Genomic DNA, 24,516 nt, shown 5'->3' on the forward strand with positions numbered 1-24,516 from the left:
CGGCGACGGCGAACGCCGCCATCACGACGTCCAACCTTCAGCACAATGGGTCTGCGAACAGGGCCTTTTGACGGCGACGGCGCGGAACCCGCTCCAGCCACCGGCTTGCGCACAACGCGTTCAGGACAGCGCGAGCTGACTCTCCTTGGCCACCCGTTCGAAAGCTTCAGTCGAGCTCTTGATGCGATACTGGCAATCGTCACCATCGGTCGGCAGCAGGCGGATCACCTCATAGGTGCCGCTCGCAGCGGGGCGCGCCACGTTGCTGGCCGTGAAATAGACGATCTCGCCAATCGAGTACTTATGCTTCAACGCCCTCTCCATTTTCTTAGAGATTGCTGGCTGAGCTGACAGTCCCGATAGCTCAAGCCGGCATTTTGAGAACCCTGCGGCAAGCTAGCACATCGCACCACCCCAAATCCAGCAAGATTGGGGCATGACGAAGGTGCGATTTTGCAGGTTTTTCAGGGCGATAGGCAGCAATTTACGTGCCAGCCGGAAATTGCCCCCCGACCTCAGCCGGAACCCGGTTCCACCGGCTCAGGCGGTATGCGGCAACTTTCCATCGGGGCTCGCGCCGTCGACCGCAGCCGGAAGTTGCTGGGCCAGCACCTTGGACAGCTGGTCGACCGGAATGTTGAACTTGGCGGCGAGCTGCTTGACGGTGTCGCTGCCCAGCACCTGCTGGAGCTGCTCGGCGGTGATCGGCAGGTTCTGGCCGGTGCCGATCCAGGATTTGACCTGTTCGCCGAGCCCAGCCTGCTCCAGCTTGGCGACGATCGCCGACAGGCCGCCCTGCCCGCCATTGCCCATCACCTGGCCCAGCACGACGGGGATCACGGCCGCCCCGAGCTGGCCAAGCATGCCTTTCAGCTCCGGCGAGTTCTCCAGGGAATCGAGAATGCCCATGGTCTAAGTCCTTTCACGACTTGCAAAACCGCTGTTTCGGATTCGACGCCTTCGGCCCCGCGGCGTCAAGCCGCGATCTTTGCCGCCGCTGTCACAATTCGGCAGCGCAAGAAGCGTTTTCGAGCGAAGTGGACACCGGTTCGCGTGAAGAAAACGCGGCAAGACAAGAATCTAGGTCAGGCGTGCTCGAATCGCTCGATCCGCAGCGTCTCGGCCAGGCCGTCGCGGGTCCACTCCTGGAACGCCGGCAGCTGCATCATGGCATCGACATAGTGCTGCGCCTCCGGCTTCACCGGGATCGCGTAGGTGCGGAAGCGATGCACCACGGGCGCGTACATCGCGTCCGCCCCGGAAAATGCCCCGAACAGGAACGGACCATGCTTGCCGTAGCGCGCGTGGCAATCGGCCCAGATCTCCTCGATCCGCGCCACATTGGCCCGTGCATCGTCCGACAGCGCGACGGCGCGGATCGGCCGGTGCAGGTTCATGCCGCATTCGCTGCGCAGCGGCACGAAGCCTGAGTGCATCTCCGCCGAGATCGCGCGGGCATGCGCGCGCGCCGCCCGATCCGACGGCCACAGCTTCGCCTCGGGAACCTTCTCGGCGAGATATTCGATGATCGCCAGCGAATCCCACACCGTGACGTCGCCGTCGATCAGCGTCGGCACCTTGCCGGCCTTGCTGAAGGAGAGGATGCGGTCCTTGTCGGCCTGGTCGGTGTAGAGCGGAACGAAGATTTCCTCGAACGGGATGTCGTTGGCGCGCAGCGCCAGCCAGGGCCGCATCGACCATGACGAATAGTTCTTGTTGCCGATGACGAGCTTGAGCATGCCTGTGAATCCTGTTGCCACGCCAGTTTGCCATAGTGCATTGCACACGTTCAACCTGTACATGACGCGGGATGCAGCGGCGCGGACGGATCGCCGCGCATTGACGAAGGAAGGCACCAATGAGCGGCTATTGGGTCGACATCCTGGCCGTCGGCTTCTTTGCGCTGGAATGGCTGGTCTACGCCATCACGCTGGAGCACACCGCCTATGGGCGCGACAGCCTGTCGGCCCGAATGCATGTCTATCGCGAGATCTGGGTGCGCAATCTGCTCAATCGCGACGCGCGGATGGTCGACATGCAGATCATGGCCAGCCTGCAGAACGGCACCGCGTTCTTCGCCTCGACCAGCCTGATCGCGATCGGCGGTGCGCTGGCGCTGCTGCGCGCGACCAGCGACGCGCTCGCGGTGCTCGGTGCGCTGCCGGTCAACCTGACGCCCTCGCCGGCTTTGTGGGAGATCAAGTGCATCGGGCTGATCCTGATCTTCATCTACACCTTCTTCAAATTCGCCTGGGCCTATCGGCTGTTCAACTATGTTGCGATCCTGTTCGGTGCGATGCCGCCGGCCGGCCAGCGCGACACGCCGGAGGCGGAGGCCCATGTGATCCGCACCACGCGGCTGTTCGAGACCGCGGGCCGGCACTTCAACCGCGGCCAGCGCGCGTTCTTCTTCGCGCTCGGCTATCTCGGCTGGTTCGTCAGCCCCTGGGTGCTGTTCGCCACGACAGCCGCGGTCGTCATCGTGATCTGGCGCCGGCAGTTCGCCTCGAATGCCTGGCAGGCGATGGGAAGCTGAGACTTGCCTCCGCTCACGATGCAAAATCGCGCGGCGTGAAGTCGAGGTCGAGCACCTTCCATTCGCCGTAGCGATCCCGCGGCAACATCGCGTAGGGCTGGCAGGCCTGCAGCGCCTCGGTCGCGCTCTTGAGCAGCAGCGGTCCCTTTTCCGACGCGGTGGCTTCGATCAGCAACGGCGATGCGCCGAGCTTGCCGTCGGGCTTCATGAACACCCGGAGCTTGATCCTGACGTCATCGCCGGTGCTCAGCGTCGCCGGGAGCTTCATGCAGCTCTTCAGATGACGGCGGAATTCGGCGACCACGCTGGAGCCGACGTCGGCCTGTTCGGTGGCCGCGGCGTCGAAATTGTCCTTGCCGGGACCGGGGCCGTGCGGCGCTTCGGCCGGCAGCTTGACGGGGATGTCGGGCGGCAAACCGAGCATGACATTGTATTTGACGGACAGGTCAGGCTCGGGCTGCGCATAGGCAGGTTGCGACGGCGGCGCCGCCTGCTGGGGCATCGGTGGCGTCTGCGGTGCCGGCGTCTGCGGTGTGGGCTGCTCGACCGCGGCGTGCTGCGGCGCCAGGCTGGGTTTGGGCTCCGGCGGCGTCGCCTGCTTCTGCGGCGGCTGCTGCTGGGCCTGCTGCGGCTGTGCTGCCGGCGCTTGCGCCGATGGTTCGGACTTGGCGGTGTCCACGGGCTTGTCGAGCGACGGCAACTGGAACTCGGGCGTTGGCGACGGGCTCGGCACCGGATCGGGCTTGATCTCGGTTTTGGCGACCTCCTGCGGCGTCACGATCTCGACCGGCACCGTGTCAGCGGCGACGGGATCGAACTGATGCACCTCCGAATACAGGAAAATCAGCGCGAGCAGCATCAGGTGCACGAACACCGACGCCAGCAGATCCGCGTTTGGCCGAAACTTCATCCCGCTCGATCACATCAGTGTCGTCTCCCCGCCGGTCACAATACCGGCCGGAACCTGCCTGCCTCAATCCCCATTCGGTCCAAAACCGCAATCGGCCAGCGCAATAGCATGATCCGGACCGCTGCCCAGCCATTTTCCGCGCGGCGATTCACAGCCAAGGACCCGATGTGCCATGGGCCGTCCAATGGGCCGTCAGCGCGCGGCCGCGTTTCCGATCGCCGAAATCTCGCGCATGTCCTCATCCGACAACTCGAAGTCGAAGATGTCGAGATTTTCCTGGAGCCGCTCGAGCTTCGAGGTGCGCGGGATCGCCGAGACATTCTGCTGCACCAGCCAGCGCAGGCAGACCTGGGCAGCCGTCTTGCGATAGCGGTCGCCGATCCGTGCCAGGGCGCGGTCACCCTTGACGCGTCCCTTCGCGATCGGGCTATAGGCGACGAACGCCATGCCATGGCGCGTACACGCCTCGATCACATCGGCCTGGCCAAGGTAAGGATGGTACTCGACCTGATCGCAGGCGAGCGGCTCGGGGCACGCCGCCACCGCCTCCTCGATCAGCGCCGCGTTGAAGTTCGAGACCCCGATATGCCGCGCCAGTCCCGCCTGCCTGACCCGCGCCAGCGCGCCGAGCGTCTCGGCAAGCGGCACGTGCGGATGCGGCCAGTGCAACAACAACAGATCGACCTCGGTCAGGCGCAGCCGCGCCAGGCTCTCTTTGGCGGAGCGTTCGAGATCCTTCGCCATGAAATGCGTGGTCCAGATCTTGGTGGTCAGGAACACATCGTCGCGCTTGACGCCGGAGGCGCGCAGCCCCTCGCCGACCTCGCGCTCATTGTCATAGATCTGGGCGGTGTCGATGTGCCGGTAACCGAGCCGCAGCGCCTGCTCGACGATGCGGGCGCAGGTCCGCCCGCGCAGCTCCCAGGTGCCGAGCCCGATCGCGGGGATTCTGGCACCGTTGCCTTCGACCACATTCATGGGCCCAGTATGCGCGCATCACGAGGACCTGCCAACTCACGTATCAGTTCCGCGCCTGCCCCGTTGCGACGGCTCACCGCTCCGGCTGGTAACCGTCGGTCAACGTCTTCAGGAAGGCGACGATGTCGGCTTCATCCTGCGCGGTCATCGCAGGCGTGTCGCCGAGATGGCGCTCGAACGGCGGATCGCTGACGTCGACATTGCCGTGATGCTTCGCCGGCAGATCGTCGTATTTGCGCACCGTACCGTCGGCTGCACGCGGATACACCTTCTCCGGATTGGTATCGCGGAAGTTATAGAAATCGAGCACCTGCTCGAGGCTCGTGAAGACGCCGTTGTGGAAGAACACGCGCCGGGTCGCTGTGTTGCGCAAGGTCGGCGTCAGAAACATCCCGCAATATTGCGTCTGCTCGGCAATGTCGGTGCGATACGGACCGCAGACCCCGAGATCGAAATGATTGGGGTCGCGGTTGCCGGCGAGCGCGGCGTTGCGCGGCGCGCCGAGCGCCTCATACTGGTGGTCAGTGAAGAGCGGCGGCAGGCCGTCGCGGGTCGGCGCCGAGGTATGGCAGCCGCCGCAATTGGCCTTGTCCGGATCGTTGAACAATTGCAGGCCACGCAACTCGCTCTCGCTCAGCCGCGCCTTGCCTTCGAGCCAGTAGTCGAACTTGCTGGTGTAGGGATGGAAGCTCGGCTCCTCGACCTGATAGCGCGCCACCGCGAACATCGCCTCCGCGACCAGCAACCGCGTATTGTCGAAGACCTGAGCGCCGAACAGTTCGGCAAAGCGCGGCGCATAGCTTGCCTGGCGCAGCTTCTGCGCCACCACCTCGATGCTGCCGCCGTCCATCTCATTGGGATCGAGCAGCGGGAAGATCGCCTGGTCCTGCAGCGTATCGGCGCGGCCGTCCCAGAACAGTCCGCCCTGCGGCACGATGTTGACCGCCGACGCCGCGGTCCCGGTCGCAACCTTCTTCGCGCGCGCGGCCTGCCGGCCCGCCGCGGCCAGTTGCGCGAAGTCGACGAGATTGTCGTCCTCGTCCTTCTCCGGTCCGATGCTGAAATTCGGCTGGCGTTCCAGATAGGTCAGGCCGGGAACGGCGCGCGTCCCCTGCCGCGACTGCGCGGGGCCCCCGAACATGACAGCCGCATCATTGGGCGGACCGTAGGCGTGGTCCGGGCTGTGACAGGAGGCGCAGGACAACGCGCCCGACGACGACAGCGACGCGTCGAAGAAAATCTTCTGGCCGAGCTGCGCCATGCCGGACAGCGGGGCGACCGGCGGGCGCCGGAGCTGCACCGGATGCGGATTCGTCCCCGGGAGCCCTTGCGTCCCAGGAAGCCCTGTCGTCTCGACTGCCGCAACGGCGCCGGCCATGCAGAGCAGGCCGGCGCCGAGAAGCCACAACATGCGGCCGTTCATATGACGTCCAGTGATCCCAGAGCGTTAGTGGTGGTGATGATCGTCAGATGGGCTGACGATCACCGTGCCGGCCGTCGGATCGAGGAACAGCTTGTTCTGCCGATCGTCGCCGTCGTGATCGTGATCGTGGCCATGATCGAAATCGAACATGTCCGTGATCGATTCGACGCTGTCGTCGAACGCGCCGCCGCCGAGACGCTGACCGTGCAGCCAATTGTCCTCGATGAAGCGCACGACCGACGCCTGCGAGATGCGCGTGTGGCTGACGAAGTTCTTCTTGGCGTAGGGCGAGATCACGATGAACGGAATCCGCGTGCCGGGACCGCAGCGGCCGTTCACCGGCTGGCCGTTGAGGCCCTTCGGCTGCGTCTGCTTGCCGATGCCGCGGCCGCACTGGCCGGGACCGTTGACCTGGTCGGCGGTCGGATCGTACGAGGCGCTGATCGGCGCGGTGTACTGGTGGTCGTACCAGCCGTCGGAGTCGTCATAGGTGATGATGACCGCGGTGTCGCGCCACTCCGGCTGCTTCTGCAGGAAGTTGATCAGCTCGACATTGCCGGCCTGCTCGTCGAGCGGATCGGAGTTGCCGGGATGACCGTCCTGATAGGCCGGCATCTTGATGTAAGAGACCGCCGGGAGGTTGCCGGCTTTCACCGAAGCGTAGAAGTCCTCGAGATCGTAGGCATGATTGGCCGGATCGAGCATCTTGCTGCCGGGAACGTAGCTGTGGCCCACAGCGCTCACCGAGCTCGGCCGCGCATGGGTCGGGTTGGCGGTCGACTTGTAGTACTGGAACCAGGCGTGGTGCGGGATGTAGTCCACGATGGTGCCGTTGACGTTGCTCGAGAACGTGCTGCGGCCGCAGTTGGTGGTGCCGTTGCTGTTCTTGAGCGTCAGGTCGAAGCCGCCCATGAAGCTGCCCCAGCTGATCTTTTCGGCATTGAGCAGGTCGCCGATGTTCTTGCTGGTCATCAGGACCTGGCTGGTCGTGCTCGAGCACGCGTCGTAGGCCGGATCGGTATCACCGATCAGCGTCAGGCCGCCCTGGCCGTCGGCGATCGACGATGACGTGCCGACGATGTTCTGCGCACCGTTGGTCTGGCCGGACACCACCTCGAGCGCACCGGGCGTCGACGGACCGAAGGTGTCGGTCCAGCTATTATCGCTCATCGCGAAGTTCTGGGCGTAATTCCAGAACGCGGTGACGGTGTTGCCGTCGAAATAACCCATCACTTGCCCGTTGGTGCCGAAGGCGCCGACGCCGCCGGCAGTGCCGCGACCGGTGAATTCCGGAAACAGGTCTTCCTTGCCGTTGTCGACCGCCTGCTGCTCGGGCGTATAGGCATGGTTCTGCGAGCGCGTGTTGGCCTGCGTGCGGTCAAGCCGGAACGGATTGGTCGCGCCGGTGCCGTTGGCCGGATTGAGGTTCGGGTTGTTGGTCAGCAGATCGGCGCTCACAAGGTTGTTGACCTTCGGCGTATGCGGCTTCGCCGTGAACGGAATCGAGCCGGTCGGATTGGCCGCATTCGGGTAGGTCGCGAAATAATGATCGAACGAGCGGTTCTCGTTGAAGATCACGACGAGATGCTTGATCGGCGTTGCGGTGTGAATGTCGCGCGGATGACGATGATCGTGATCCCTATCATCGTCGTGAGCGGCGGCGCTGCACACAACTGCAGCAGCAGCGACCAGACAGACTCCGGCCGTCGAAAGAAACTTGGCTTTCACCGTAGTGCCCCATTTTTTAAGGATTTATGACGTCGACATGCGACACATTATCCAGCGCGCGTAACAGCTCTGTGTCGGTTTTGCGATTGACGCATCATCGCAACGTGATCGTTACGCGCTCGATTTCACACGGCGGTTGCGGCGCGCGCGAACGGACGTTGCATCGATGTCATGGAAGCGAGGCCGTGTCGACGACACGGGCAAGCACGATCGTCAGATCATTCACTTGAACAGCTTGATATCGTCAGATCCGTAGAATTTTGGGTTCGCCAAAATTTGATTGACCAGCGACTCTGCTTGGCTCTCCAGGTCAAGCTGCGTCAAAATCTCGATCATCTTCGATCGATCCGCTGCAGTGACTGCCTTGTCCCATTCTGCCAGCCGCCCGGAAACGACGATCCGTTCGTTCAACGTCATGCCAGCGTATGATGATCCATATTCCGGCTCCGTGGACGCAACTACCTCTAATCCTTCATCCCCGTGATCGATGCACTGACCGCTCGCGGATCGCGCTGTGGCCAGCGGCCGCTTTCGACCTGCGACAGGAAATCGCCGACGATCCGGTTGTATTCGTCGGGCTCCTCGATGTTGATGGCGTGGCCGCAATTCGGCATCACCGCGAGCGCGGCCGACGGAATGTTCTGCTTCATCAGGATGCCAGGCAGCAGGCACGGCCAATCCTCGTCGCCGGTGATGATCAGCGTCGGCACATTGATGCGCCTCATCTCGTCGACCAGCGTGTACAGCGAGGGACGCTCCTTCTGGACGCCCTGCTGGGTATTGGCGGATCCCACCGCCGAGTGCTCGGCGAGCATGGCCTTGAACTCGGCGTGACCGCGCGGGTCCTTGTTCTCGTACTGCACCCGCGTCGGCCCGTAGGCGTAACGCTCGGCGAAGGCCGGCATGCCCTCCTTGCGGATGGTCGCCGCGATCACGTCGGCCTCGGCGCGAAACGTCTCGCGCTTGTCGAGCTCGGCGCCATAGCCGCAACCGCCGATGCACAACGACAGCGCCCGCGTCGGGTGACGCAATCCGAAATGCAGGGTCGCAAAGCCACCCATCGAGAGGCCGATAATATGCGCCTTCGGCGCGCCGATGTGATCGAGCACGGCAAGAATATCGTCGGCGGCGCGCGCCTGCGAATAGGACGAAACCTGCTCGGGCACGTCAGACGGCGGAAAGCCGCGTGCATTGTAGGCGATGGTGCGGAAGCGCTTGCCGAAATGCCGCATCTGCGGCTCGTAGCTGCGCAAATCGCCGGCGAATTCATGGACCAGGATCACCGGATGGCCGGATCCGGTCTCCTCGAAATACAGCCGCACGCCGTCATCTGTTACAGCAAAGGGCATGGTGGTCTCCTGCCTTCTTGTTTCGCGGGTGACGTCCTTCGCGCGTTACGGGATGGTCGCCCCCGCCGGAGGTTTGGCGCGCGGCAAGTATGTGCCGTGCGCCTTGCTGCCGACAAGGGTGCCGTCGTCGACGACCACCTTGCCGCGCACCATGGTCAGCACCGGCCAGCCCGTGACCTCGAGCCCTTCATAGGGCGTATAGTCCGAGCCGTCGTGGATCAGCTCGTGGCGGATCGTCACCTTGCGCTTCGGATCCCACAGCGCGATGTCGGCATCCGAGCCGACGGCGATCGTGCCCTTGCGCGGATAGAGCCCGTAGATCTTGGCGTGATTGGTGGCGCTGAAGGCAACGAAGCTGTTGAGGTCGATGCGGCCCTTCACCACGCCCTCGGAGAACAGGATCGGCAGCCGCGTCGCCACACCGGGAATGCCGTTCGGCACCCAGCGGAAGCTGGTGCGCCCCTTGGGCGCGAGCTTGCCTTGCGGGTCGTCATAGCGGAACGGGCAATGGTCCGACGAGAACACCGAAAACACTTTCTGCTGCAGGCCTTGCCAGCACGCCTGCTGGCTGGCGACGTCGCGCGGCGGCGGCGAGCAGACGTACTTGGCGCCTTCCATGTTGAGCTGATCGAGATCCCTCTCGGTCAGCATGAGATATTGCGGACAGGTTTCGCCCATCACCCGCAAGCCCCGCTGCTGGGCACGGCGGATCTCGTCCATCGCTTCGCGATTCGAGACATGCACGATCATGATCGGCACGTCGACGAGCTCCGACAATGAAATCGCGCGATGGGTGGCCTCGCGCTCGACCGGGATCGGCCGCGAGGTCGCGTGGAAACGCGGCGCAGTGTTGCCGGCGCGTTCCAGCCGGTCGGTCAGGAAGCGGATGGCGTCGAAGTTTTCCGCATGCACCATCAGCATCGCGCCGGTCTCGCGCGCGACCGACATGGTCTCCAGCAGCTCGCGATCCGACAGCGCCAGCCCCTCATAGGTCATGAAGACTTTCAGCGAGGTGTAGCCGTCCTCGACCAGCGCCGGCAGCTCCTGGCCCAGCACGTGCTCGGTCGGATCGGTGACGATCAGATGGAAGGCGACGTCGACATGGCATTCGCCCTCGGCCAGCGCATGATAGTGCTTCAGCGCCTCGCGCAGCGTCTGGCCTTTCTCCTGCAGGCAGAACGGCAGCACGGTGGTGTTGCCGCCGAACGCCGCCGAGCGGGTGCCGCTGGCAAAGCCGTCGGCCATCACGATGCCGTCGCCCGACGGCTGGGCGAAATGGACATGGCTGTCGATGCCGCCGGGCAGCACGAGGCGGTCGGTGGCGTCGATGATCTCGGCCGCATCACCGAGATCATGACCCAGCGCCGTGATCTTGCCGTCGCGGATTCCGACGTCGCAGGCGAAGGTATCGGCAGCGGTCACGACCGTGCCGCCGCGGATGATGGTGTCGAAGGACATCAGTCCGTCCCCTCTTTCGGTGAGCGATGTTCGATGATGGCGGCAAGCGGCTCGGCGAGTCCGATCGTCGGCTTCGCATCAGGCCGGCGGAAGGTGCCGGCGACCGCTTTGCGCGGTTTGAGCACGGCAAGCGTCTCCGCCTGGCGCACGGCGGCCGCGACCGGATCGATCACGGGCACCGGAATGCGGTCGCGGACCTTCGCGGCAAGGCCGGCGAGCGGCGCGCCCGACAGGATGACGACGTCGGCGCCGTCCTGTTCGACCGCCTTGTTGGCGAGCGCGACCAGCAGCTCTTCCTTCTCGGCCTGGACCTCCGAGATCGACTGGAAGCTGCCGTCGAGCGCGCGGATGCCGGCGCAGCGCGCACCCAGCCCATGCATCGCGACGCACTCCTCGTACCAGGGCGCCAGCGCGCCGGCGAAGGTCACGATCGAGAACCGCCGCCCGAGCATGCAGGCGGTGAGCATCGCAGCCTCGGCCAAGCCGACCACCGGAAACGCGAACAGCTCGCGCGCGCCGAACAGGCCGGGATCGCCGAAGGCGGCGATGATGGCGGCATCGATGCCCGGGCCGGCCTCGGCCAGCATCTCCAGCGCGATCGCGCCGCCGATCTGTGCCTCGGCGCGCGTCGCAATATAAGGCACGCCGCGCGAGGCGGTCGCGGGCACCAGCTCGGTGCCGGCGGAGACCACCTTGCTGCCGGCGGCATGGAGCAGACCCGTCACCGCAGCTGTCGTGTTGGGATTGAGCAGCAGGATCTTCATGGCGCAACATTCCTCGTCTTGCGGGCGCGCGGCTTCGCGGGAGCGTCCGGCACGGCCACGTCATCCCCTTTGCCATCCAGTGTCTCGGCGACGATTTCACCGGTGCGACGCACATGGTGGGCCAGCATCTGCCCGGCCCGCGCTGCGTCGCGGCGCCTGAGCGCGGCCAGGATATCCTGGTGCTCGCGCACCGATTCATCCCAACGCCCGAGCACCGAGAGCGCGAAGAAACGCGCCCGCTCGGCCCGCGCCAGCAACGCCTCGTGCGTCGCCTTCAGCACCGCGTTGCGAGCGAAGCCGACGATCGCCGAATGGATCTGCTGATTGGCTTGGAAATAGTCGCGCAGCTCGCCGCGGCCGTGATGCCACTCGATCTTGTCCTGCAGCGCGTCGAGCCGTTCGAAGTCGGCATCCTCCATGCGCAGCGCGGCGAGCTCGGCCGCGCAGCGCTCGATGCCGCTGACGGCCTCGAACAATTCGGTCAGCTCGGCGCGGCGGAACGGCGCCACCACGGCACTGTGGTTGAGCCTGAGTTCAACCAGGCCCTCGTTCGCCAATTGCTTCAGCGCCTCGCGCAGCGGGGTCCGCGAAATGCCGAGCGCATCCGACAGGTCCGCCTCGCCCAACGACTGTCCCGGCGCGAGTTCGCCGCGCACGATCATGGTGCGCAGCCGCGCAGCCGCCTGTTCATGCAGTCCGACCCGCGGCACGCGCAGGCGGCGCCGCTGCTGCGCCGTGATGGCGCGCTTGGGTTCCTTGCTGCGTCTGGTGGTCTTGGCTTTGGTTTTTGCTTCAGTCACCACACGCCTTCATCGTCATGATCGGAGATCGCTGTCGCTGCGCGCAGATCGGGGTTGCTGAACAGGCTGCCCCAGCCGTGCACCCGCGACGGGTCGCAGCCCACGGCGGTGAGACACGCCCACAGCGTGACCGCGATCGAATCCAGGACCGGCACGCCAAAACCGCGTTCCAGCCGTTCGGCAGCGCCGGCGCCGCGCATGTTGGTGCAGAGCACGACGGCGGCATCGCAGCCCTCGCGCACCACCTGCTCGATCAGGCCTTTGACCTCGGCCTCGCTGACCTCGGCAAAGGAGAAATTGTCCTGCAGCGACAGATGCCGCTCGGCGAAGCAGTGCAACCCCGCCGAATTCCAGTTGGCGATGATCTTGTCCTGCACATCCCTGCGATACGGCGTCACCAGCCCGATGCGTTTGGCGCCGATCCGCCGCAACAGGTCGCGATAGGCCAGCACCGTCGTACAGGCCTTGATCCCGGTTTCCTTGGTGATCTGCTCGCACAGGCTCTCGTCGCGATCGAAGCCGAGCCAGCTGGCCGAGGTGCCGTTCCAGGCAATGACGTCGACCTTGGCATGGGCGAGCAATTCTGCCGCACGAAGAATCTCGCTGGCGTCGAACTGGCGCAGCGCCTGCTCCGACAGCGCTATCTCGGTCACCTTGAAGCGCGAGAAATGCGCCGAAACGTCCTCGACGCCTGCCAGCATCGCGCAGGTGATCGGCTCGAGTGCGGTATTCGACGACGGCGTCAGCATGCCGAGCCGGACGTGACTTGTCATTCGCTTGCCTCATCAAGCGGCCGAACCCCTGGCAGGGTTCGGCCGTCCTCGTTTAGACCGGGAGCTTGCGGCTGTAATCGATCAGGGTCGAGCAGATCAACAGCGCAATGCCCGCGGCGGCAAAATACATCAGGGCCAGGAAGTAGGAGCCGGTGGCCTGCACGATGAAGCCGACGATCAAGGGCGTCGTGATGCCGGCGATGTTGCCGCCGAGATTCATGCAGCCGCCGAGGAATCCCGACTTGCCGCGGCCCGCCAGCGCCGAGGGAATCGCCCAGTACATGCCGCACCAGCGCAGGAAAAACAGCGTCGTCGACAGCAGCACCACGACCGCGACGGCGTTGGTGACGTAGGCGACGAGGAAGATCGAGACCGTCGCCATGATCGCCGCGATGCCGAACAGGGTGCGGAACACGGTGTTGGGCGACCCGCCCCGCGCGCGCCAGCCGTCGCCGATCCAGCCGCCGACCAGTTCACCGACGAAGCCTGCGAAGAAGATGATGAAGGATGCGCCGCCGAGCGCCTTGATATCGAAGCCGTGCACCTTGAACAGGTAGGTCGGCATCCAGGTCAGGAGGCCATAGAATGTGGTGTTGAAGAACATCCAGCCGAGGCACATGCACCAGACCGAGCGGAAGCGGAAATAGGCCATGCCGCTGGCGCCCGACGACGGCGGCGTCGCCGCGTCCTCGATCGCATGGGCCTCCTCGAGATAGCGCGCCTCGGCTTCATTGACCGACGGATGCTCGCGCGGCACGTTGCGGATGTAGTACCAGGCCAACAGCCCGCACAGCATGGTGCCGACGCCCGCGACGACGAAGGCGACGCGCCAGGAGCTGAACGCCGCCATCAGCCAGGCGATCACGATCGAGCCGAGCGCAGCGCCGAGCGGCGCGCCGCCGTCGAGCAGCGTGGCGCCGCGGCCGCGTTCGGTCTGCGTCATCCAGATCGCGTTGAGCTTGCCGCCGGCCGGATAGATCGGCGCTTCCGACGCACCGAGCCCGAGCCGGGTCAGGAGCAGCAGCATCCAGCTGGTGGACAGCGCCGCCAGCGCCTGGAAGAAACCCCAGAACAGCGTTGCGAGGGCGATCACGATCCGCGGCTTGAAGCGGTCGGCGAGCATGCCGCCCGGCACCTGCATCAGCGCGTAGGTCCAGAAGAACGAGCTCAGGATCAGACCCTGCATCGCCGGATCGATATCGAACTCCTTGGCGATGACGGGCATTGCGACCGAGAGCGAGGCGCGATCGATATAGTTGATCGAGATCAGGAACAGCATCAGCAGGAAGATCTTCCAGCGCACGCCGGAAGGCTTCGCCGCATCTGCCATTGCGATGGTGGACACCTGATCGCTCATTGCTCGCTCCTCTGCCGGCAGATTGTTTTTGCCCTGGCACGACCCTCGTCATCGAAGGTCATTGGCCCTCTCCTGCCCCGCGCGAAGTCTGCTTCAAGGCGGCCGGCACGACAAGCAGATTTTGAATTCTGCATGCAATTTTACATATCATATTGATATTTATCACGATTATTTGTTTTCGGCCTCGTTTTTGACCAGCCACTGGTGAGAAATTGGGCGTTGGGTCATACGCCCGAGCCAGCCAAATTCAGGGAATTGGCCCGGCGTTGCGGCTGCAGCGACCGCGCGCAACGGCGTTCCGCTCATTCCAAAAAAAGAGCAGTCCGCGCTTCCCTAGGAAGCGCGGACCTGTCGTGCGCCAGTGATGCGGATCGCCCGTCAGCGCCGGATGAAGGCCGCCACCACCGCGCTGGAGGTCGCACAGACCGCGACCACAAGGAACACCAACGAGGTCTGGTTATGCTTGTCCATGAAATGGCCGATGATCGGCTCGCCGAGACCTGCGAACAGATAGGCGAACGAGTTCATCACCCCGGTTGCGGTCCCTGCCCGCTTGTGGCCGACCAGATCCGGGCACAGCGCCCAGAACGAGGATTGCGGGCCATAGGTGAAGAAGCCGCACAGGAACAACACCGTCATGCCGAGATAGACCTCGGTGGTCGGGATCGCATACATACACAGCGCGGTGACCGCGGCGAGCACCATATAGAGCACGATGGCGAGGTAGCGGCGCGAGCCGAACACCTTGTCCGACACCCAGCCGTTGCTGAACGCGCCGACCGCCATGCCGACCGGTAGCGCGATGCTGATCCAGCGCGGATCGATCACCGAGGTGGCGCCGGCCTTGGCCCAGTTGCTGCCGAGGAAGTGCACCGGCACCCACACCAGCAGGCCGTAGCGCGCCGCGTTCTGGAAGCCGATCGAGACGCCGGCAACCAGCAGGCGCCAGTTCGACAGCACCGCCTTGTAGCGCGCAAGCGAGCCCTCGTTGGCGTCGACCGCGGCCTCGGTTGCGGTGACGTCGTCGGCTTCGTCGTGCGGCGAGGCAAAACCCATGTCCTCGGGCTTCTCGCGCGCGATCAGATAGAACGCGATGCCGCCGAGCAGCAGCAGCACCACCGGAATGCGGAAGATCCAGCGCCAGTCGAGTTGGAAATAGCCGACCACCACCAGCGAGGTGACGAACGACAGCACCGAAGCGAGACCGGCCGCGAAGGTATAGAGCCCGTAGACCGTGCCGCGCTCGTGGCGGCCCCACCAGTTCGACAGCAGGCGGCTGCCGGGCGCCCATCCCATCGACTGGAAATAGCCGTTGATGCCCCAGAACGCGGTGAGGCTGACGATGCCGGTCGAAAGGCTGGTGGCCCAGTTCATGATGAAGGAGAGGATCGCGCCCGCGCTCATCACGCGGCGGCCGCCGAACTTGTCGCCGAGATTGCCGTTGATGGCCTGCCCGACCGCATAGCACCACAATAGCGCCGCGCTGGCCCAGCCCAGCGCTTCCTTGGTGACGCCGAACTCGGCCTGGATGCCGGGAATGGCGAAGCCGAAGGTTTGCCGGCCGGTGTAGAAGAACAGATAGCAGAACATCGCCGCGAACAGCATTCGCCACTGTGCGCGGCGGAACGATGTCGCAAGCTCCGGATTCTGGACTCCGACCGAGCCGACGCTCGACGGACTGAACGTGATCGACATTGCAGCCTCCCCTGATGATTGTTTTGTTGTTCACCCTCGGCCGCCGCGCTGTTGTTGTGCGCGTGCGGCCCTCCCTCGGATCGACGCGCGTCCCTAGACCGGCCAGGGCAGCGAATAGGTCTTGACGTTGGTGAAGCTCTTGATCGCCTCCTGCACGCCTTCCTTGTAGCCAAGGCCGGAGTCTTTAATTCCGCCGAACGGCGACATCTCGATCCGGTAGCCCGGCACTTCCCAGACGTTGACGGTGCCGACGTCGAGCTCGTTGACGAACCGGGTGATGTAGTCGAGCCGGTTGGTGCAGACGCCGGACGACAGGCCGAATGCCGTCGCATTCGAAATCCGGATCACGCTCTCGATGTCGTTGGGCACGCGGATGATCGGGATCACCGGACCGAAGGTCTCCTGCATCACCAGCTCACTCGTGTAGGGAATCCGGTCGACCACCGTCGGAGGGTACAGCGCTCCGTTGCGGTCGTTGCCGTGCAACAGCTCGGCGCCGTCGGCGACCGCGGCGCTGACCCGGCGCTCGAACTCCTTGGCCGCGCCCTCATGGATCACGGTGCCGACGTCGACGGTCGGGTCCATCGGATCGCCGCACTTCAGCTTGCGCGCTTTCTGCAGCACCAGGGCTGCGAAATCGTCGGCGACCGCCTCGACGCAGAGGATGCGCTTCACCGCCGTGCAGCGCTGGCCGGAATTCTTGGTCGCGCCGGTGACCGCGAGCTCGGCCGCCTTTTCGAGATCGGCGTCCTCCATCACGATCAGGGGATCGTTGCCGCCGAGCTCGAGCACCAGGCGCTTGTAGCCCGCCCGATCGGCAATGTGCTTGCCGACCCTGACCGAGCCGGTGAAGGTGACGAGATCGGCGTCAGGATCGGTGATCATCGCGTCACCCATCGAATGCGGATTGCCCGTCACCACCGACAGCATCTCGGGCGGCAGCCCGGCTTCATAGAGCACGTCGGCGAGCGCGAGCGCGGTCAGCGGCGTCAGCTCGGTCGGCTTCAGCACGACGCGGTTGTTGGTGGCGATCGCCGGCGCGATCTTGTGGCTCACCATGTTGAGCGGATGGTTGAACGGCGTGATCGCCGAGATCGCGCCGAGCAGCGGCGTCCGCGTCGTGAAGATCTTGCGCGCCTTGCCCTGCGGGCTGATATCGCAGGAAAACGTCTCGCCGTCGTCTTGGATCGCGAGCTGCCCGGCGAACGAGTAGACGTCGTAGGCACGGCCGGCCTCGTAGAGCGAGTCCTTCCAGCAGAGGCCGGACTCGGCGGTGATCAACCGCGCGAACTCCTCCTTGCGGCCTGCCAAAATCTCGGCGGTGCGCAGCAGGATGCGCTGGCGCTCGTAACGTGTCAGCTTCGGCTTGAACGCGGCGGCCCTGGCGAACGCGCTGCGCACATGCTCCGGCCGCGCGGCCGGAACGGTGCCCACCACCTTGTTGGTGTAGGGATTGAAAACCTCGACATGCTCGTCGGTATCGACGAGGCTGCCTGCGATGCGCATCTGCTCATGGCGAACAGCCGGGCTCTGGATGTTCATGATGGTGTCCTCAAGTCCGGATGTCACTGGATGCGGTTGAGCGCGACGTCGAAGGCGTCGAAGTTGCGCAAGGCGTGACCGGCCGGCAGTACGATCCTGCGGTTGGCGATCAGCGGCACCCGCTGCTCGGTCAGTCCGCCATGCGAGCGCAGCGGCTCGGTCAGGCCGGACAGATCGTGGCGGGCTTCGCTGGTGCCGAGCACCTTGTGCCTGGTCGAGATCACGACGATGTCGCCGATCCGGTCCGGCGGCAGCTCGAACCGGGCGCAGGCATCGTTGCGCGGCAGCGCCACCTCGACGCCCTTGATATCGCGTAGCCGCATCAGCAACGTGTCGACGTCGGCGCCATCGGGCGTGTAGATCGTCGCGAACGAGCCGAGCGAGCCGTGATGGGCGACGTAGGGATCGGTGATCGGCAGGATCACCCGCGCGGCGCCCTTGCCGGTCCAGTCGTCCATGACGTCCTGGAGGTAGATCACGTCGGGCCTGCCGTCGGGCAGGAACTTGTCGTTCATACCGTGATCGGCGGTCGCCACGATGTTGCAGCCGAGCGCATCGAGCCTGGCAAGATAGCCGTCGATCATCGCGTAGAAATCGTTGGCGACCTTGGTGCCGAGCCCGACCTTGTGCTGGATGTAGTCGGTGGTCGACAGGTACATCAAATCGGGACGATGCCGCTCGACCAGCTTGACGCCGGCCGCGAACACGAAGCGCGACAGGTCGGCCGAATAGACCTCGGGCAGCGGCAGGCCGACGAAGTCGAGCACGTTGTCGATGCCGTTGGCGGCCTTGGTCGCCTGATCGGCCTTCTCCGACGAGAAGGCGATGGCGCGGCCGCTCGCATAGTCGAGCCCATAGGCGAGCAGAGTGCGCAGCTTGTCCTTGGCGGTGACGGCGGCGACCTTGTAGCCGGCGTCATGGACACCGGACAGGATGGTCGGCGCGCGCAGGAATTTCGGATCGTTCATCATCACTTCGACGTCGTTCGCCGCGTCGTAGAAGTAATTGCCGGCGATGCCGTGCACCGCGGGCGGCCGCCCGGTGATGATCGAAAGGTTGTTCGGATTGGTGAAGCTCGGGATCACGCTCGCGGCATGCACATGCGCGCCCTCCTTCATGAAGCGCGCGAAGGTCGGCGCGACGCCGGCCTCGATCGCCTGCTCGATATAGCCGGGCTCCGAACCGTCGAGGCAGATCACGACCGTCGGCCGCGCCGGCGCGTCGTAGCTGCGTCCGTTGACGGTGATGGTCTTGCGACTGTCTTGCATGATATCTCTCCGTGTCACTGCGCCGTCGTTACGCGCTCGCCGCGCTCGGCATCCGCAGCGTCTGCGATGCCTCGATCAGCCGCTCCTTCGACCCCAAAAAATTGCGGCCGCGCTCGCCTTCGAGCGAGTCCGCGATCAGCGCGTGCCATTCGCTGCGCTCGATCCTGTAGGCGGCCGGATTGCAGGAGATGCCGAGACGGGCCATGAAGTCCTCGAGATCGTCGGCCGCGCGCGCGAGATCCGTGCCGAAGATCTGCTTGAGGCTGTCCTCGCAAAGCCCGCCCGCCCCGCGCACGCTGCGCAGCACCATCGGCAGCGAGAACGAGCAGGCGATGCCGTGCTGCACGCCGTGCCGCAGCGTGATCGGATAGGACAGCGAATGCGCGATCGCGGTCTTGGTGTTGGAGAACGCAAGCCCCGCGAACAGCGCCGCCTGCGCCATCCGGCTGCGCAGCTCGAGATTGCCGAGATCGTTGGCGAGCCTCGGCAGCACGTCGAGAACCCCGCGCGCCGCCGCCACTGCGTGGTTGGCCGACACCGGATTGTTATTGACGTTCCAGATGCTCTCGAGCGCATGCGACAGCGCGTCGAGGCCGGTGCTGATGGTGAGAAGCTGCGGCTTGCCGAGCATCAGGCGCGGATCGATCACCGCATGGGTCGGATAGAGCGACGGCCGCGCCAGCGAGTATTTCTTGCCGTTGGCCTCGTCCCACACCGTGCCCCAGCACGTCACCTCGCTGCCGGTGCCCGCAGTGGTCGGCACCGCGATGATCGGAATGGCTGCGAGGTGCTCGGCGCCCTGCTGTGTCTCCAGATAGGTTTTGACGGTCGCGAAGTCGCCGCCGGCGGCCGCGAACACTTTTGCGGAATCGATCACCGAGCCGCCGCCGAGCGCGACGATCACCTCGGGCTGCCTGGCGAGCCCGGCAAAGCGCGCGGCCTGCTCGGTGAGCAGGCGGTAATCCGGATTCGGCGCGACGTCGCGAATGGTCAGGACGGACGGGCCCGCCGCGGCGCGCAGCCGCCGCTCGAGCCCCTCGAAGACCGGCTCGCCATAGGTCACCAGCGCATAGGCGCGCTTGCCGATCAGCGCCGGCAGCCTGTCGAAGCTGTCGGCTCCGAATTCGATCCTTACCGGGTTGGAATAAGTCCAGTCCATTCGCGCGTCCTCCATCTGGCGCGAAGGTACGGTGCCGGTTGCTATTGACAAATTCATTCTTCGGATGCGTTCTATTGATTATGTCAATAGTTTTCAGCCAGCTCCGCGCCTTCCATGCGGTGGCCGCCCATGGCGGCTTCACCGCCGCCTCGCGCGTGCTCAATGTCGGGCAGCCGACGCTGACCATCCAGGTCAAGGAGCTGGAGGAGACCTACGGCGTCGAGCTTTTGATCCGCAAGCCGCGGCACACCGAGCTCACCGAAGCAGGCAGCGCGCTGTTCGAGATCACCCGCGGCATCATGACGTTCTGCGACGAGGCGCACGAATTGTTGGCCGCGCATGGCAAGGCGACCAAGGGCCATCTGCGGGTGGCGACCGTCGGGCCGTTTCACGCCACCGAGATCATTGCCGCGTTCAAGCGCGATCACCCCGAGGTGCAGATCTCGACCCTGCTCGGCAATTCCGAACGCACCCTCCGCCACATCGTCAATTTCGAAGCCGACGTCGCGATCCTGGCGGAGGTGCCGGAGGACCCGCGCGTCACCATGATCCCCTACCGGACGCACCGCGTGATCGTATTCGTCAACCGGGATCATCCCTGGTTCAAGCGGAAGTCGGTCAGGCTGCGCGAGCTCGCCAACCAGCCCATCGTGCTGCGCGAGCGCGGCTCGACCACAAGGCGCGCGTTCGAGGCGACGATGCAGGCCGAGGGCATCAGGATCGAGCCGGTGTTCGAGATCGAGAGCCGCGAGGGTGTGTGGAAGGCGGTCGAGCGCGGGCTCGGCATCAGCGTCGTCGCCGACTTCGAATTCGTGCCGCACCCGAACCTGCGCGCGCTCGAGATCAGCGACCGCACCATCAAGACCCAGTACAGCATCGCCCATCACAGCGGTCGCGGCCACTCCCCGATCATCAAGGCGTTCATCGAGACGGTTCGGCGAATGAAGGGTCGCGATGCTACTGCGAGGGGGTCTTCGGCTCGGCCTTGAGTGCGAACAGCGCCAGCAGCGCAGCGAGACTGAGCGCCGATGTGACCGCGAACGTATAGCCACCGAGCGGTGCAATCAGGAATCCGAACACCAACGGCGCGATGGCCTGCGACAATCGCGATGGCGCGCCGAGCAACCCCAACCGGTAGCCGTAATCCTTTGGACCGAAGATCGCCAGCGGCAGCGTGCCGCGCGCAATCGTCAGGATGCCGTTGCCGGCACCATGCAGCAGCGCGAAGATGCCGGCGAAGCCCCCGCCGAACAGACCGATGACGCAGGCGCCCAAGGGATGCGTGATGCAGGCCAGTCGCGCCGACCATAGCGGGTGGAAGCGCTTGAGCAGGCTCGCTTCGACAATCCGTGCCGCCACCTGCGCCGGGCCGATCAATGCGCCTGCCGCGATCGCCTGGGTTTGCGTCGCGCCCAGCGCCTCCAGAATTCGCGGCAAATGCACTGCCATCGCCGACGTGACGCTCCAGGCCGCCGCGAAGGCAAAGGCGAGCAGCAGCATCGCGCGGTCGATCGGAATATGCGGCTTTGGCGTGTCAGCTGCGATCCGATGCTCGCTCTTCAGTTTGGGGATCAGGAAGGCATTGAGCGGCAGGCAGATCAGAAGGTGCGCCGCCGCCCAGCCGAAACAGGTCCAGCGCCAGCCGATCGTCGCAAGGCCCCACGCGGTGAGCGGCCAGCCGATCGTGCTGGCAAACCCGGCGATCAAGGTGATGCCGGTGATTGAGCGGCGCGCGGTGTTGCCGTAGATGCGCCCGAGCGCCGCGAACGCCGCATCGTACAAGCCAAGGCCCATGCCGACGCCGAGCAACAGCCAGCTTGCGGCCATCAGAATCATACCCTGCGAGAGCCCGAGCAGGATCAGGCCGGACGCCAGGATCAGGTTGGACGCGCACAGCACTTCGCGCCCGCCCATGCGGTCGATCTGGCGACCGACGCGCGGACCGAGCAATCCTGAGATCACGAGCGCCATCGAGAACGCGGCGAACAGCCAGTTCGTCGAGATGCCGAGGTCGCGCGCAATCGGGTCCGCGAGAATCGCAGGCAGATAGTAGCTCGACGCCCAGGCCAGGGTTTGCGTGGTCCCGAGCGCAACGATCAGGACATTATCCGCATGCCGGCTCATTCAGCGCGCGCACCCGGCGTCCTCGGCGGAATCACTTCGCCGTCTTCCTTGACGAACCGGCCGATGTCGGCAACGGCGAGAAGATCAAGGACGGCCTCGGAAGGTCGGCACAGCTTCACGCCTTTCGGCGAGACCACGATCGGCCGATTGATCAGGATCGGATGCGCCATCATGAAATCGATCAGTTCGTCGTCACTCCATTTCGGATTGGCAAGGTCGAGCGCGGCATACGGCGTGCCTTTCTCGCGGAGCAGCGCGCGCGGCGTCGTGCCCATCGCAGCGATCAACGCGATCAGCGTGTCGCGCGAGGGCGGCGTCTTGAGATATTCGACGATCTCGGGCTCCTCCCCGCTTTGGCGGATCATGGCAAGGGTGTTGCGCGACGTGCCGCAATCGGGATTGTGGTAGATCGTGATCGTCATCGGACTGCTTCCTTGGTGGCTTCGGCGCCCCGCACGAGCCAGGTCATGAATGCCGCCGCGACCATGGCCCCCAAAACCTCGGCGACGATGAATCCCGGCAGATCCTGCGCGCGGATGCCGGAAAACGTATCGGTGAACGATCGGGCGATAGCGACGGCCGGATTGGCGAACGACGTGGATGCGGTGAACCAGTACGCGGCCGTGATGTAAAGCCCGACCAGCCATGGAATTGCGGTCTCACGAAACCGGAGGCCACCGATGATCGTTGCGACCAGCCCGAACGCGGCGATGAATTCCGCAAACCATTGCGGAAATCCCGTCCTTGCCTTGGCCGAGATCTCCAGGAGCGGCAGGCCGAACATGGCATGCGCGACCATCGCACCGAGGATTCCCCCGAGCACCTGCGCCGCGATGTACTGCGCGGCATGCGGTGGGCGGAGTTCGCCCTTGAGCATGAACACCAGCGTGACCGCAGGATTGAAATGCGCGCCGGATATTGGCCCGAGGATCGTGATCAGCACCACCAGAATGGCGCCGGTCGGAAGGGTGTTGCCGAGCAACGCCAACGCCACGTCCTTGGTCAGCGTCTCGGCCATGATTCCGGAGCCAATGACGGTCGCGACCAGAAGCAAGGTGCCGAGCCCCTCGGCAACAAGGCGCCGTGGCATGTCGAAGCCGCGCATCAGGCACGCGCCTTCTTCTTGGCCGTCGAAGGCCTGCACTCGGCATCGGCCAGCGCCGGCGCGCAGATTTCGGGGTGGCCCGCACAGCAATCCTTCATCAGGAAAGCGATGAGATCGCGGAGGCCAGTGAAATCCGCCGAGTAGATGATCGAACGCGCCTCGCGGCGCGGCACGATCATGCCGGCATGCTCGAGGTCCTTCAGATGGAACGACACGTTGGATGGCGATACTTCGACCGCCTCGGCAATCGCCCCTGCCGCCATACCATCGGGACCGGCCTGCACCAGCAGCCGCACGATCCGCAGCCGCGTTTCCTGCGACAGCGCGGCGAAGGCGGTTCGGGCTTGACGCTCCTCCATCTTTCGATAATCCTACAATTCAAGAATCATTGAAATGAGGATAGCAGCCATGACCACGCTTGCCAATACCCGATCGACCGTCGGCGCCCTGCTCGCGGTGGACGAGCTCTCGTCCGCGGCGCTGCTTTCCAGCCTCGAAGCGCACAAGGAGAAGCCGCTGATCTTCAGTTACGACGGCCGCGATGTCCGCCCCAGCTACCATGTGACCGAGGTCAAGACCGGCTCATTCAGAGGGCTCGATTGCGGCGCGAACCCCGAGAGCTGGAGCGAGACCTTCATTCAGCTCTGGGACATCGAGGAGGAAAACCGGGGCCATATGCCGGCCGGGAAGTTTCTCGCGATCATTCGCAAGGTCGACGAGGCCGTCGGTTTCGATCCGCAAGCCAAGCTGACTTTTGAGGTCAGCGATGGCGTCCGGCCGATGCAAATCTATCGCGCAGAACGCATGGATACGGGCGACGCCGCAATCCGCGTCTATCTCTCGGCGCGTCCGTCGAGCTGCAAGCCGCGTGACCGATGGCTGCAGGAACAGCAGTCGTGCTGCGCGCCCAAAGCCAAGCAGCCGTGCTGCGGGTGATCGCTCTCTGAGCGCTGCCGGCAAATGAACCGCCGGCCTTTACGTCCCGGTCGCGCGCTATCCGTCCTCGTCGAGGCGAGCCAATGCTCCCTCGATGAGCTCGATTTCCTCGGAGAGGGTGTCACTCACGACCGATGGCCAGAAACCCGGAACGCTGTGGGTTCGAACATCGTCCAGCAGGTGTTGGCGATGGTCTCGGAGCTGTTCAAGCGCTTGACGATTCTTCAGCGACACGTAGCCGGCAATGATCTGCTCGATGGCCTTCATGGGAAATCCACGCTTTGAAATGATCACGTTATGCAATGCCTCGATTAAAGCGGCTAATCCGCTTTGTTGGCAAGCCCCGTGACGCCGTGCGGGAGCGTGGGCGCCTCGCACGCCGTCGTCTCGGCTGGCCACAGTCGCACGATTTCGGAATAATAGAATAATGCCGCTGAGTTGCCCGACGTGTCAAGTCACCGTGTCGAACGCCGGCGGCCGCCGGCTACTGTGCATGGGGTTGTTTTCGATATTTTGGCAGCGCGCCCCTGCGGACGGCGATCCCGTTCACAATCATATGCGGTGGTTGATGGGGTGGACGGCCCCCTACGGCATCAGTGTGCCAGAATGAG

The 24,516-nt window shown here is 64.7% G+C and carries 26 protein-coding genes; 3 read left to right on the top strand and 23 right to left on the bottom strand.

Annotated features, from left to right (window positions below; translation table 11 throughout):
* Positions 1-120: 120 nt before the first annotated feature.
* From CO675_RS38005 to CO675_RS38015, 3 genes are all read right to left on the bottom strand, one after another.
* On the bottom strand, positions 121-324 hold the full coding sequence (locus CO675_RS38005; protein ID WP_092114848.1) for a hypothetical protein: 204 nt from the start codon (positions 322-324) through the stop codon (positions 121-123).
* Positions 325-540: 216 nt separating this feature from the next.
* A complete protein-coding gene (locus tag CO675_RS38010; protein WP_097676997.1) occupies positions 541-909 on the bottom strand; it encodes a YidB family protein in 369 nt (122 codons plus the stop codon).
* A gap of 176 nt (positions 910-1,085) precedes the next feature.
* Positions 1,086-1,739, bottom strand: coding sequence for a glutathione S-transferase family protein (locus CO675_RS38015; RefSeq protein ID WP_097676998.1), 654 nt, complete (start codon positions 1,737-1,739; stop codon positions 1,086-1,088).
* Positions 1,740-1,858: 119 nt separating this feature from the next.
* On the opposite strand from CO675_RS38015, the gene CO675_RS38020 reads away from it, so the two are divergent.
* A complete protein-coding gene (locus CO675_RS38020) occupies positions 1,859-2,536 on the top strand; it encodes a DUF599 domain-containing protein (protein WP_097676999.1) in 678 nt (225 codons plus the stop codon).
* A 13-nt stretch (positions 2,537-2,549) separates the two neighbouring features.
* Here CO675_RS38020 and tolA read toward each other — a convergent pair whose 3' ends face one another.
* From tolA to psrA, 15 genes are all read right to left on the bottom strand, one after another.
* Positions 2,550-3,446 (bottom strand): cell envelope integrity protein TolA, encoded by an 897-nt coding sequence (tolA, locus tag CO675_RS38025; protein ID WP_097677000.1) that lies wholly within the window; start codon positions 3,444-3,446, stop codon positions 2,550-2,552.
* 192 nt (positions 3,447-3,638) lie between these two features.
* Positions 3,639-4,424: an aldo/keto reductase gene (locus CO675_RS38030; RefSeq protein ID WP_097677001.1), complete on the bottom strand. Its 786-nt coding sequence runs from the start codon at positions 4,422-4,424 to the stop codon at positions 3,639-3,641.
* Between the two features lie 73 nt (positions 4,425-4,497).
* Positions 4,498-5,847: a cytochrome-c peroxidase gene (locus tag CO675_RS38035; RefSeq protein WP_097677002.1), complete on the bottom strand. Its 1,350-nt coding sequence runs from the start codon at positions 5,845-5,847 to the stop codon at positions 4,498-4,500.
* Positions 5,848-5,871: 24 nt separating this feature from the next.
* A complete protein-coding gene (locus CO675_RS38040) occupies positions 5,872-7,575 on the bottom strand; it encodes a phospholipase C (RefSeq protein ID WP_097677003.1) in 1,704 nt (567 codons plus the stop codon).
* Positions 7,576-7,797: 222 nt separating this feature from the next.
* On the bottom strand, positions 7,798-7,992 hold the full coding sequence (locus tag CO675_RS38045; protein WP_097677004.1) for a hypothetical protein: 195 nt from the start codon (positions 7,990-7,992) through the stop codon (positions 7,798-7,800).
* A 47-nt stretch (positions 7,993-8,039) separates the two neighbouring features.
* Positions 8,040-8,924 carry an alpha/beta fold hydrolase gene (locus tag CO675_RS38050; protein WP_097677005.1) on the bottom strand — a complete coding sequence of 295 codons (885 nt, stop codon included), beginning with the start codon at positions 8,922-8,924 and terminating at the stop codon, positions 8,040-8,042.
* Between the two features lie 45 nt (positions 8,925-8,969).
* A complete protein-coding gene (gene hydA, locus CO675_RS38055; protein ID WP_198964893.1) occupies positions 8,970-10,382 on the bottom strand; it encodes a dihydropyrimidinase in 1,413 nt (470 codons plus the stop codon).
* Positions 10,382-11,146 (bottom strand): aspartate/glutamate racemase family protein, encoded by a 765-nt coding sequence (locus CO675_RS38060; protein WP_097677007.1) that lies wholly within the window; start codon positions 11,144-11,146, stop codon positions 10,382-10,384. Before CO675_RS38060 ends, hydA begins: the two co-directional genes overlap by 1 nt.
* A complete protein-coding gene (locus CO675_RS38065; protein WP_349644055.1) occupies positions 11,143-11,949 on the bottom strand; it encodes a GntR family transcriptional regulator in 807 nt (268 codons plus the stop codon). Before CO675_RS38065 ends, CO675_RS38060 begins: the two co-directional genes overlap by 4 nt.
* On the bottom strand, positions 11,943-12,719 hold the full coding sequence (locus CO675_RS38070; RefSeq protein ID WP_097677008.1) for a maleate cis-trans isomerase family protein: 777 nt from the start codon (positions 12,717-12,719) through the stop codon (positions 11,943-11,945). The genes CO675_RS38065 and CO675_RS38070 overlap by 7 nt, the downstream gene beginning before the upstream one ends.
* Positions 12,720-12,771: 52 nt before the next feature.
* A complete protein-coding gene (locus CO675_RS38075) occupies positions 12,772-14,076 on the bottom strand; it encodes an MFS transporter (RefSeq protein WP_097677009.1) in 1,305 nt (434 codons plus the stop codon).
* A gap of 378 nt (positions 14,077-14,454) precedes the next feature.
* The gene (locus tag CO675_RS38080) at positions 14,455-15,771 is read right to left on the bottom strand and encodes an MFS transporter (protein ID WP_097677010.1); all 1,317 of its coding nucleotides are present in this window, start codon (positions 15,769-15,771) and stop codon (positions 14,455-14,457) included.
* A 93-nt stretch (positions 15,772-15,864) separates the two neighbouring features.
* Positions 15,865-17,313, bottom strand: a complete 1,449-nt coding sequence (gene phnY, locus CO675_RS38085) for a phosphonoacetaldehyde dehydrogenase (protein WP_097677011.1) — start codon at positions 17,311-17,313, stop codon at positions 15,865-15,867.
* 23 nt (positions 17,314-17,336) lie between these two features.
* Positions 17,337-18,584 (bottom strand): phosphonoacetate hydrolase, encoded by a 1,248-nt coding sequence (gene phnA, locus CO675_RS38090; protein WP_198964894.1) that lies wholly within the window; start codon positions 18,582-18,584, stop codon positions 17,337-17,339.
* A 25-nt stretch (positions 18,585-18,609) separates the two neighbouring features.
* On the bottom strand, positions 18,610-19,740 hold the full coding sequence (psrA, locus tag CO675_RS38095) for an iron-containing alcohol dehydrogenase PsrA (RefSeq protein ID WP_097677021.1): 1,131 nt from the start codon (positions 19,738-19,740) through the stop codon (positions 18,610-18,612).
* 80 nt (positions 19,741-19,820) lie between these two features.
* On the opposite strand from psrA, the gene CO675_RS38100 reads away from it, so the two are divergent.
* Positions 19,821-20,729 (top strand): LysR substrate-binding domain-containing protein, encoded by a 909-nt coding sequence (locus CO675_RS38100; RefSeq protein ID WP_097677013.1) that lies wholly within the window; start codon positions 19,821-19,823, stop codon positions 20,727-20,729.
* Here CO675_RS38100 and CO675_RS38105 read toward each other — a convergent pair.
* Genes CO675_RS38105 through CO675_RS38120 form a run of 4 tightly spaced genes read right to left on the bottom strand, consistent with a single transcriptional unit; the run spans position 20,698 to position 23,328 of the window.
* Positions 20,698-21,864 (bottom strand): MFS transporter, encoded by a 1,167-nt coding sequence (locus CO675_RS38105; protein ID WP_097677014.1) that lies wholly within the window; start codon positions 21,862-21,864, stop codon positions 20,698-20,700. The two genes, CO675_RS38100 and CO675_RS38105, sit on opposite strands and share 32 nt — an antisense overlap.
* Positions 21,861-22,286, bottom strand: coding sequence for an arsenate reductase (glutaredoxin) (arsC, locus tag CO675_RS38110; RefSeq protein WP_097677015.1), 426 nt, complete (start codon positions 22,284-22,286; stop codon positions 21,861-21,863). The genes CO675_RS38105 and arsC overlap by 4 nt, the downstream gene beginning before the upstream one ends.
* Positions 22,283-22,969, bottom strand: a complete 687-nt coding sequence (locus CO675_RS38115; protein ID WP_097677016.1) for an aquaporin — start codon at positions 22,967-22,969, stop codon at positions 22,283-22,285. Before CO675_RS38115 ends, arsC begins: the two co-directional genes overlap by 4 nt.
* Complete coding sequence (locus tag CO675_RS38120) at positions 22,969-23,328, bottom strand: ArsR/SmtB family transcription factor (protein ID WP_097677017.1); 360 nt, start codon at positions 23,326-23,328, stop codon at positions 22,969-22,971. The genes CO675_RS38115 and CO675_RS38120 overlap by 1 nt, the downstream gene beginning before the upstream one ends.
* 49 nt (positions 23,329-23,377) lie before the next feature.
* On the opposite strand from CO675_RS38120, the gene CO675_RS38125 reads away from it, so the two are divergent.
* A complete protein-coding gene (locus tag CO675_RS38125; protein WP_097677018.1) occupies positions 23,378-23,905 on the top strand; it encodes a DUF6428 family protein in 528 nt (175 codons plus the stop codon).
* 57 nt (positions 23,906-23,962) lie between these two features.
* Here CO675_RS38125 and CO675_RS38130 read toward each other — a convergent pair whose 3' ends face one another.
* Positions 23,963-24,172 carry a hypothetical protein gene (locus CO675_RS38130; RefSeq protein WP_097677019.1) on the bottom strand — a complete coding sequence of 70 codons (210 nt, stop codon included), beginning with the start codon at positions 24,170-24,172 and terminating at the stop codon, positions 23,963-23,965.
* Positions 24,173-24,516: the final 344 nt, after the last annotated feature.

The sequence above is a fragment of the Bradyrhizobium sp. C9 genome (genome assembly GCF_002532045.1).
In the GTDB taxonomy this organism is placed as follows: domain Bacteria; phylum Pseudomonadota; class Alphaproteobacteria; order Rhizobiales; family Xanthobacteraceae; genus Bradyrhizobium.

What these genes read in the sequence shown, in the direction of transcription:
- CO675_RS38080 (WP_097677010.1), bottom strand. Translation starts at nt 15,771, where the DNA reads ATGTCGATCACGTTCAGTCCGTCGAGCGTCGGCTCGGTCGGAGTCCAG.
- CO675_RS38060 (WP_097677007.1), bottom strand. Translation starts at nt 11,146, where the DNA reads ATGAAGATCCTGCTGCTCAATCCCAACACGACAGCTGCGGTGACGGGT.
- phnY (WP_097677011.1), bottom strand. Translation starts at nt 17,313, where the DNA reads ATGAACATCCAGAGCCCGGCTGTTCGCCATGAGCAGATGCGCATCGCA.
- tolA (WP_097677000.1), bottom strand. Translation starts at nt 3,446, where the DNA reads ATGAAGTTTCGGCCAAACGCGGATCTGCTGGCGTCGGTGTTCGTGCAC.
- CO675_RS38115 (WP_097677016.1), bottom strand. Translation starts at nt 22,969, where the DNA reads ATGCGCGGCTTCGACATGCCACGGCGCCTTGTTGCCGAGGGGCTCGGC.
- CO675_RS38030 (WP_097677001.1), bottom strand. Translation starts at nt 4,424, where the DNA reads ATGAATGTGGTCGAAGGCAACGGTGCCAGAATCCCCGCGATCGGGCTC.
- CO675_RS38125 (WP_097677018.1), top strand. Translation starts at nt 23,378, where the DNA reads ATGACCACGCTTGCCAATACCCGATCGACCGTCGGCGCCCTGCTCGCG.
- CO675_RS38075 (WP_097677009.1), bottom strand. Translation starts at nt 14,076, where the DNA reads ATGAGCGATCAGGTGTCCACCATCGCAATGGCAGATGCGGCGAAGCCT.
- CO675_RS38045 (WP_097677004.1), bottom strand. Translation starts at nt 7,992, where the DNA reads ATGACGTTGAACGAACGGATCGTCGTTTCCGGGCGGCTGGCAGAATGG.
- CO675_RS38100 (WP_097677013.1), top strand. Translation starts at nt 19,821, where the DNA reads ATGTCAATAGTTTTCAGCCAGCTCCGCGCCTTCCATGCGGTGGCCGCC.
- CO675_RS38010 (WP_097676997.1), bottom strand. Translation starts at nt 909, where the DNA reads ATGGGCATTCTCGATTCCCTGGAGAACTCGCCGGAGCTGAAAGGCATG.
- CO675_RS38130 (WP_097677019.1), bottom strand. Translation starts at nt 24,172, where the DNA reads ATGAAGGCCATCGAGCAGATCATTGCCGGCTACGTGTCGCTGAAGAAT.
- CO675_RS38035 (WP_097677002.1), bottom strand. Translation starts at nt 5,847, where the DNA reads ATGAACGGCCGCATGTTGTGGCTTCTCGGCGCCGGCCTGCTCTGCATG.
- CO675_RS38050 (WP_097677005.1), bottom strand. Translation starts at nt 8,924, where the DNA reads ATGCCCTTTGCTGTAACAGATGACGGCGTGCGGCTGTATTTCGAGGAG.
- CO675_RS38015 (WP_097676998.1), bottom strand. Translation starts at nt 1,739, where the DNA reads ATGCTCAAGCTCGTCATCGGCAACAAGAACTATTCGTCATGGTCGATG.
- arsC (WP_097677015.1), bottom strand. Translation starts at nt 22,286, where the DNA reads ATGACGATCACGATCTACCACAATCCCGATTGCGGCACGTCGCGCAAC.
- psrA (WP_097677021.1), bottom strand. Translation starts at nt 19,740, where the DNA reads ATGGACTGGACTTATTCCAACCCGGTAAGGATCGAATTCGGAGCCGAC.
- CO675_RS38105 (WP_097677014.1), bottom strand. Translation starts at nt 21,864, where the DNA reads ATGAGCCGGCATGCGGATAATGTCCTGATCGTTGCGCTCGGGACCACG.
- CO675_RS38005 (WP_092114848.1), bottom strand. Translation starts at nt 324, where the DNA reads ATGGAGAGGGCGTTGAAGCATAAGTACTCGATTGGCGAGATCGTCTAT.
- CO675_RS38120 (WP_097677017.1), bottom strand. Translation starts at nt 23,328, where the DNA reads ATGGAGGAGCGTCAAGCCCGAACCGCCTTCGCCGCGCTGTCGCAGGAA.
- hydA (WP_198964893.1), bottom strand. Translation starts at nt 10,382, where the DNA reads ATGTCCTTCGACACCATCATCCGCGGCGGCACGGTCGTGACCGCTGCC.
- CO675_RS38020 (WP_097676999.1), top strand. Translation starts at nt 1,859, where the DNA reads ATGAGCGGCTATTGGGTCGACATCCTGGCCGTCGGCTTCTTTGCGCTG.
- CO675_RS38070 (WP_097677008.1), bottom strand. Translation starts at nt 12,719, where the DNA reads ATGACAAGTCACGTCCGGCTCGGCATGCTGACGCCGTCGTCGAATACC.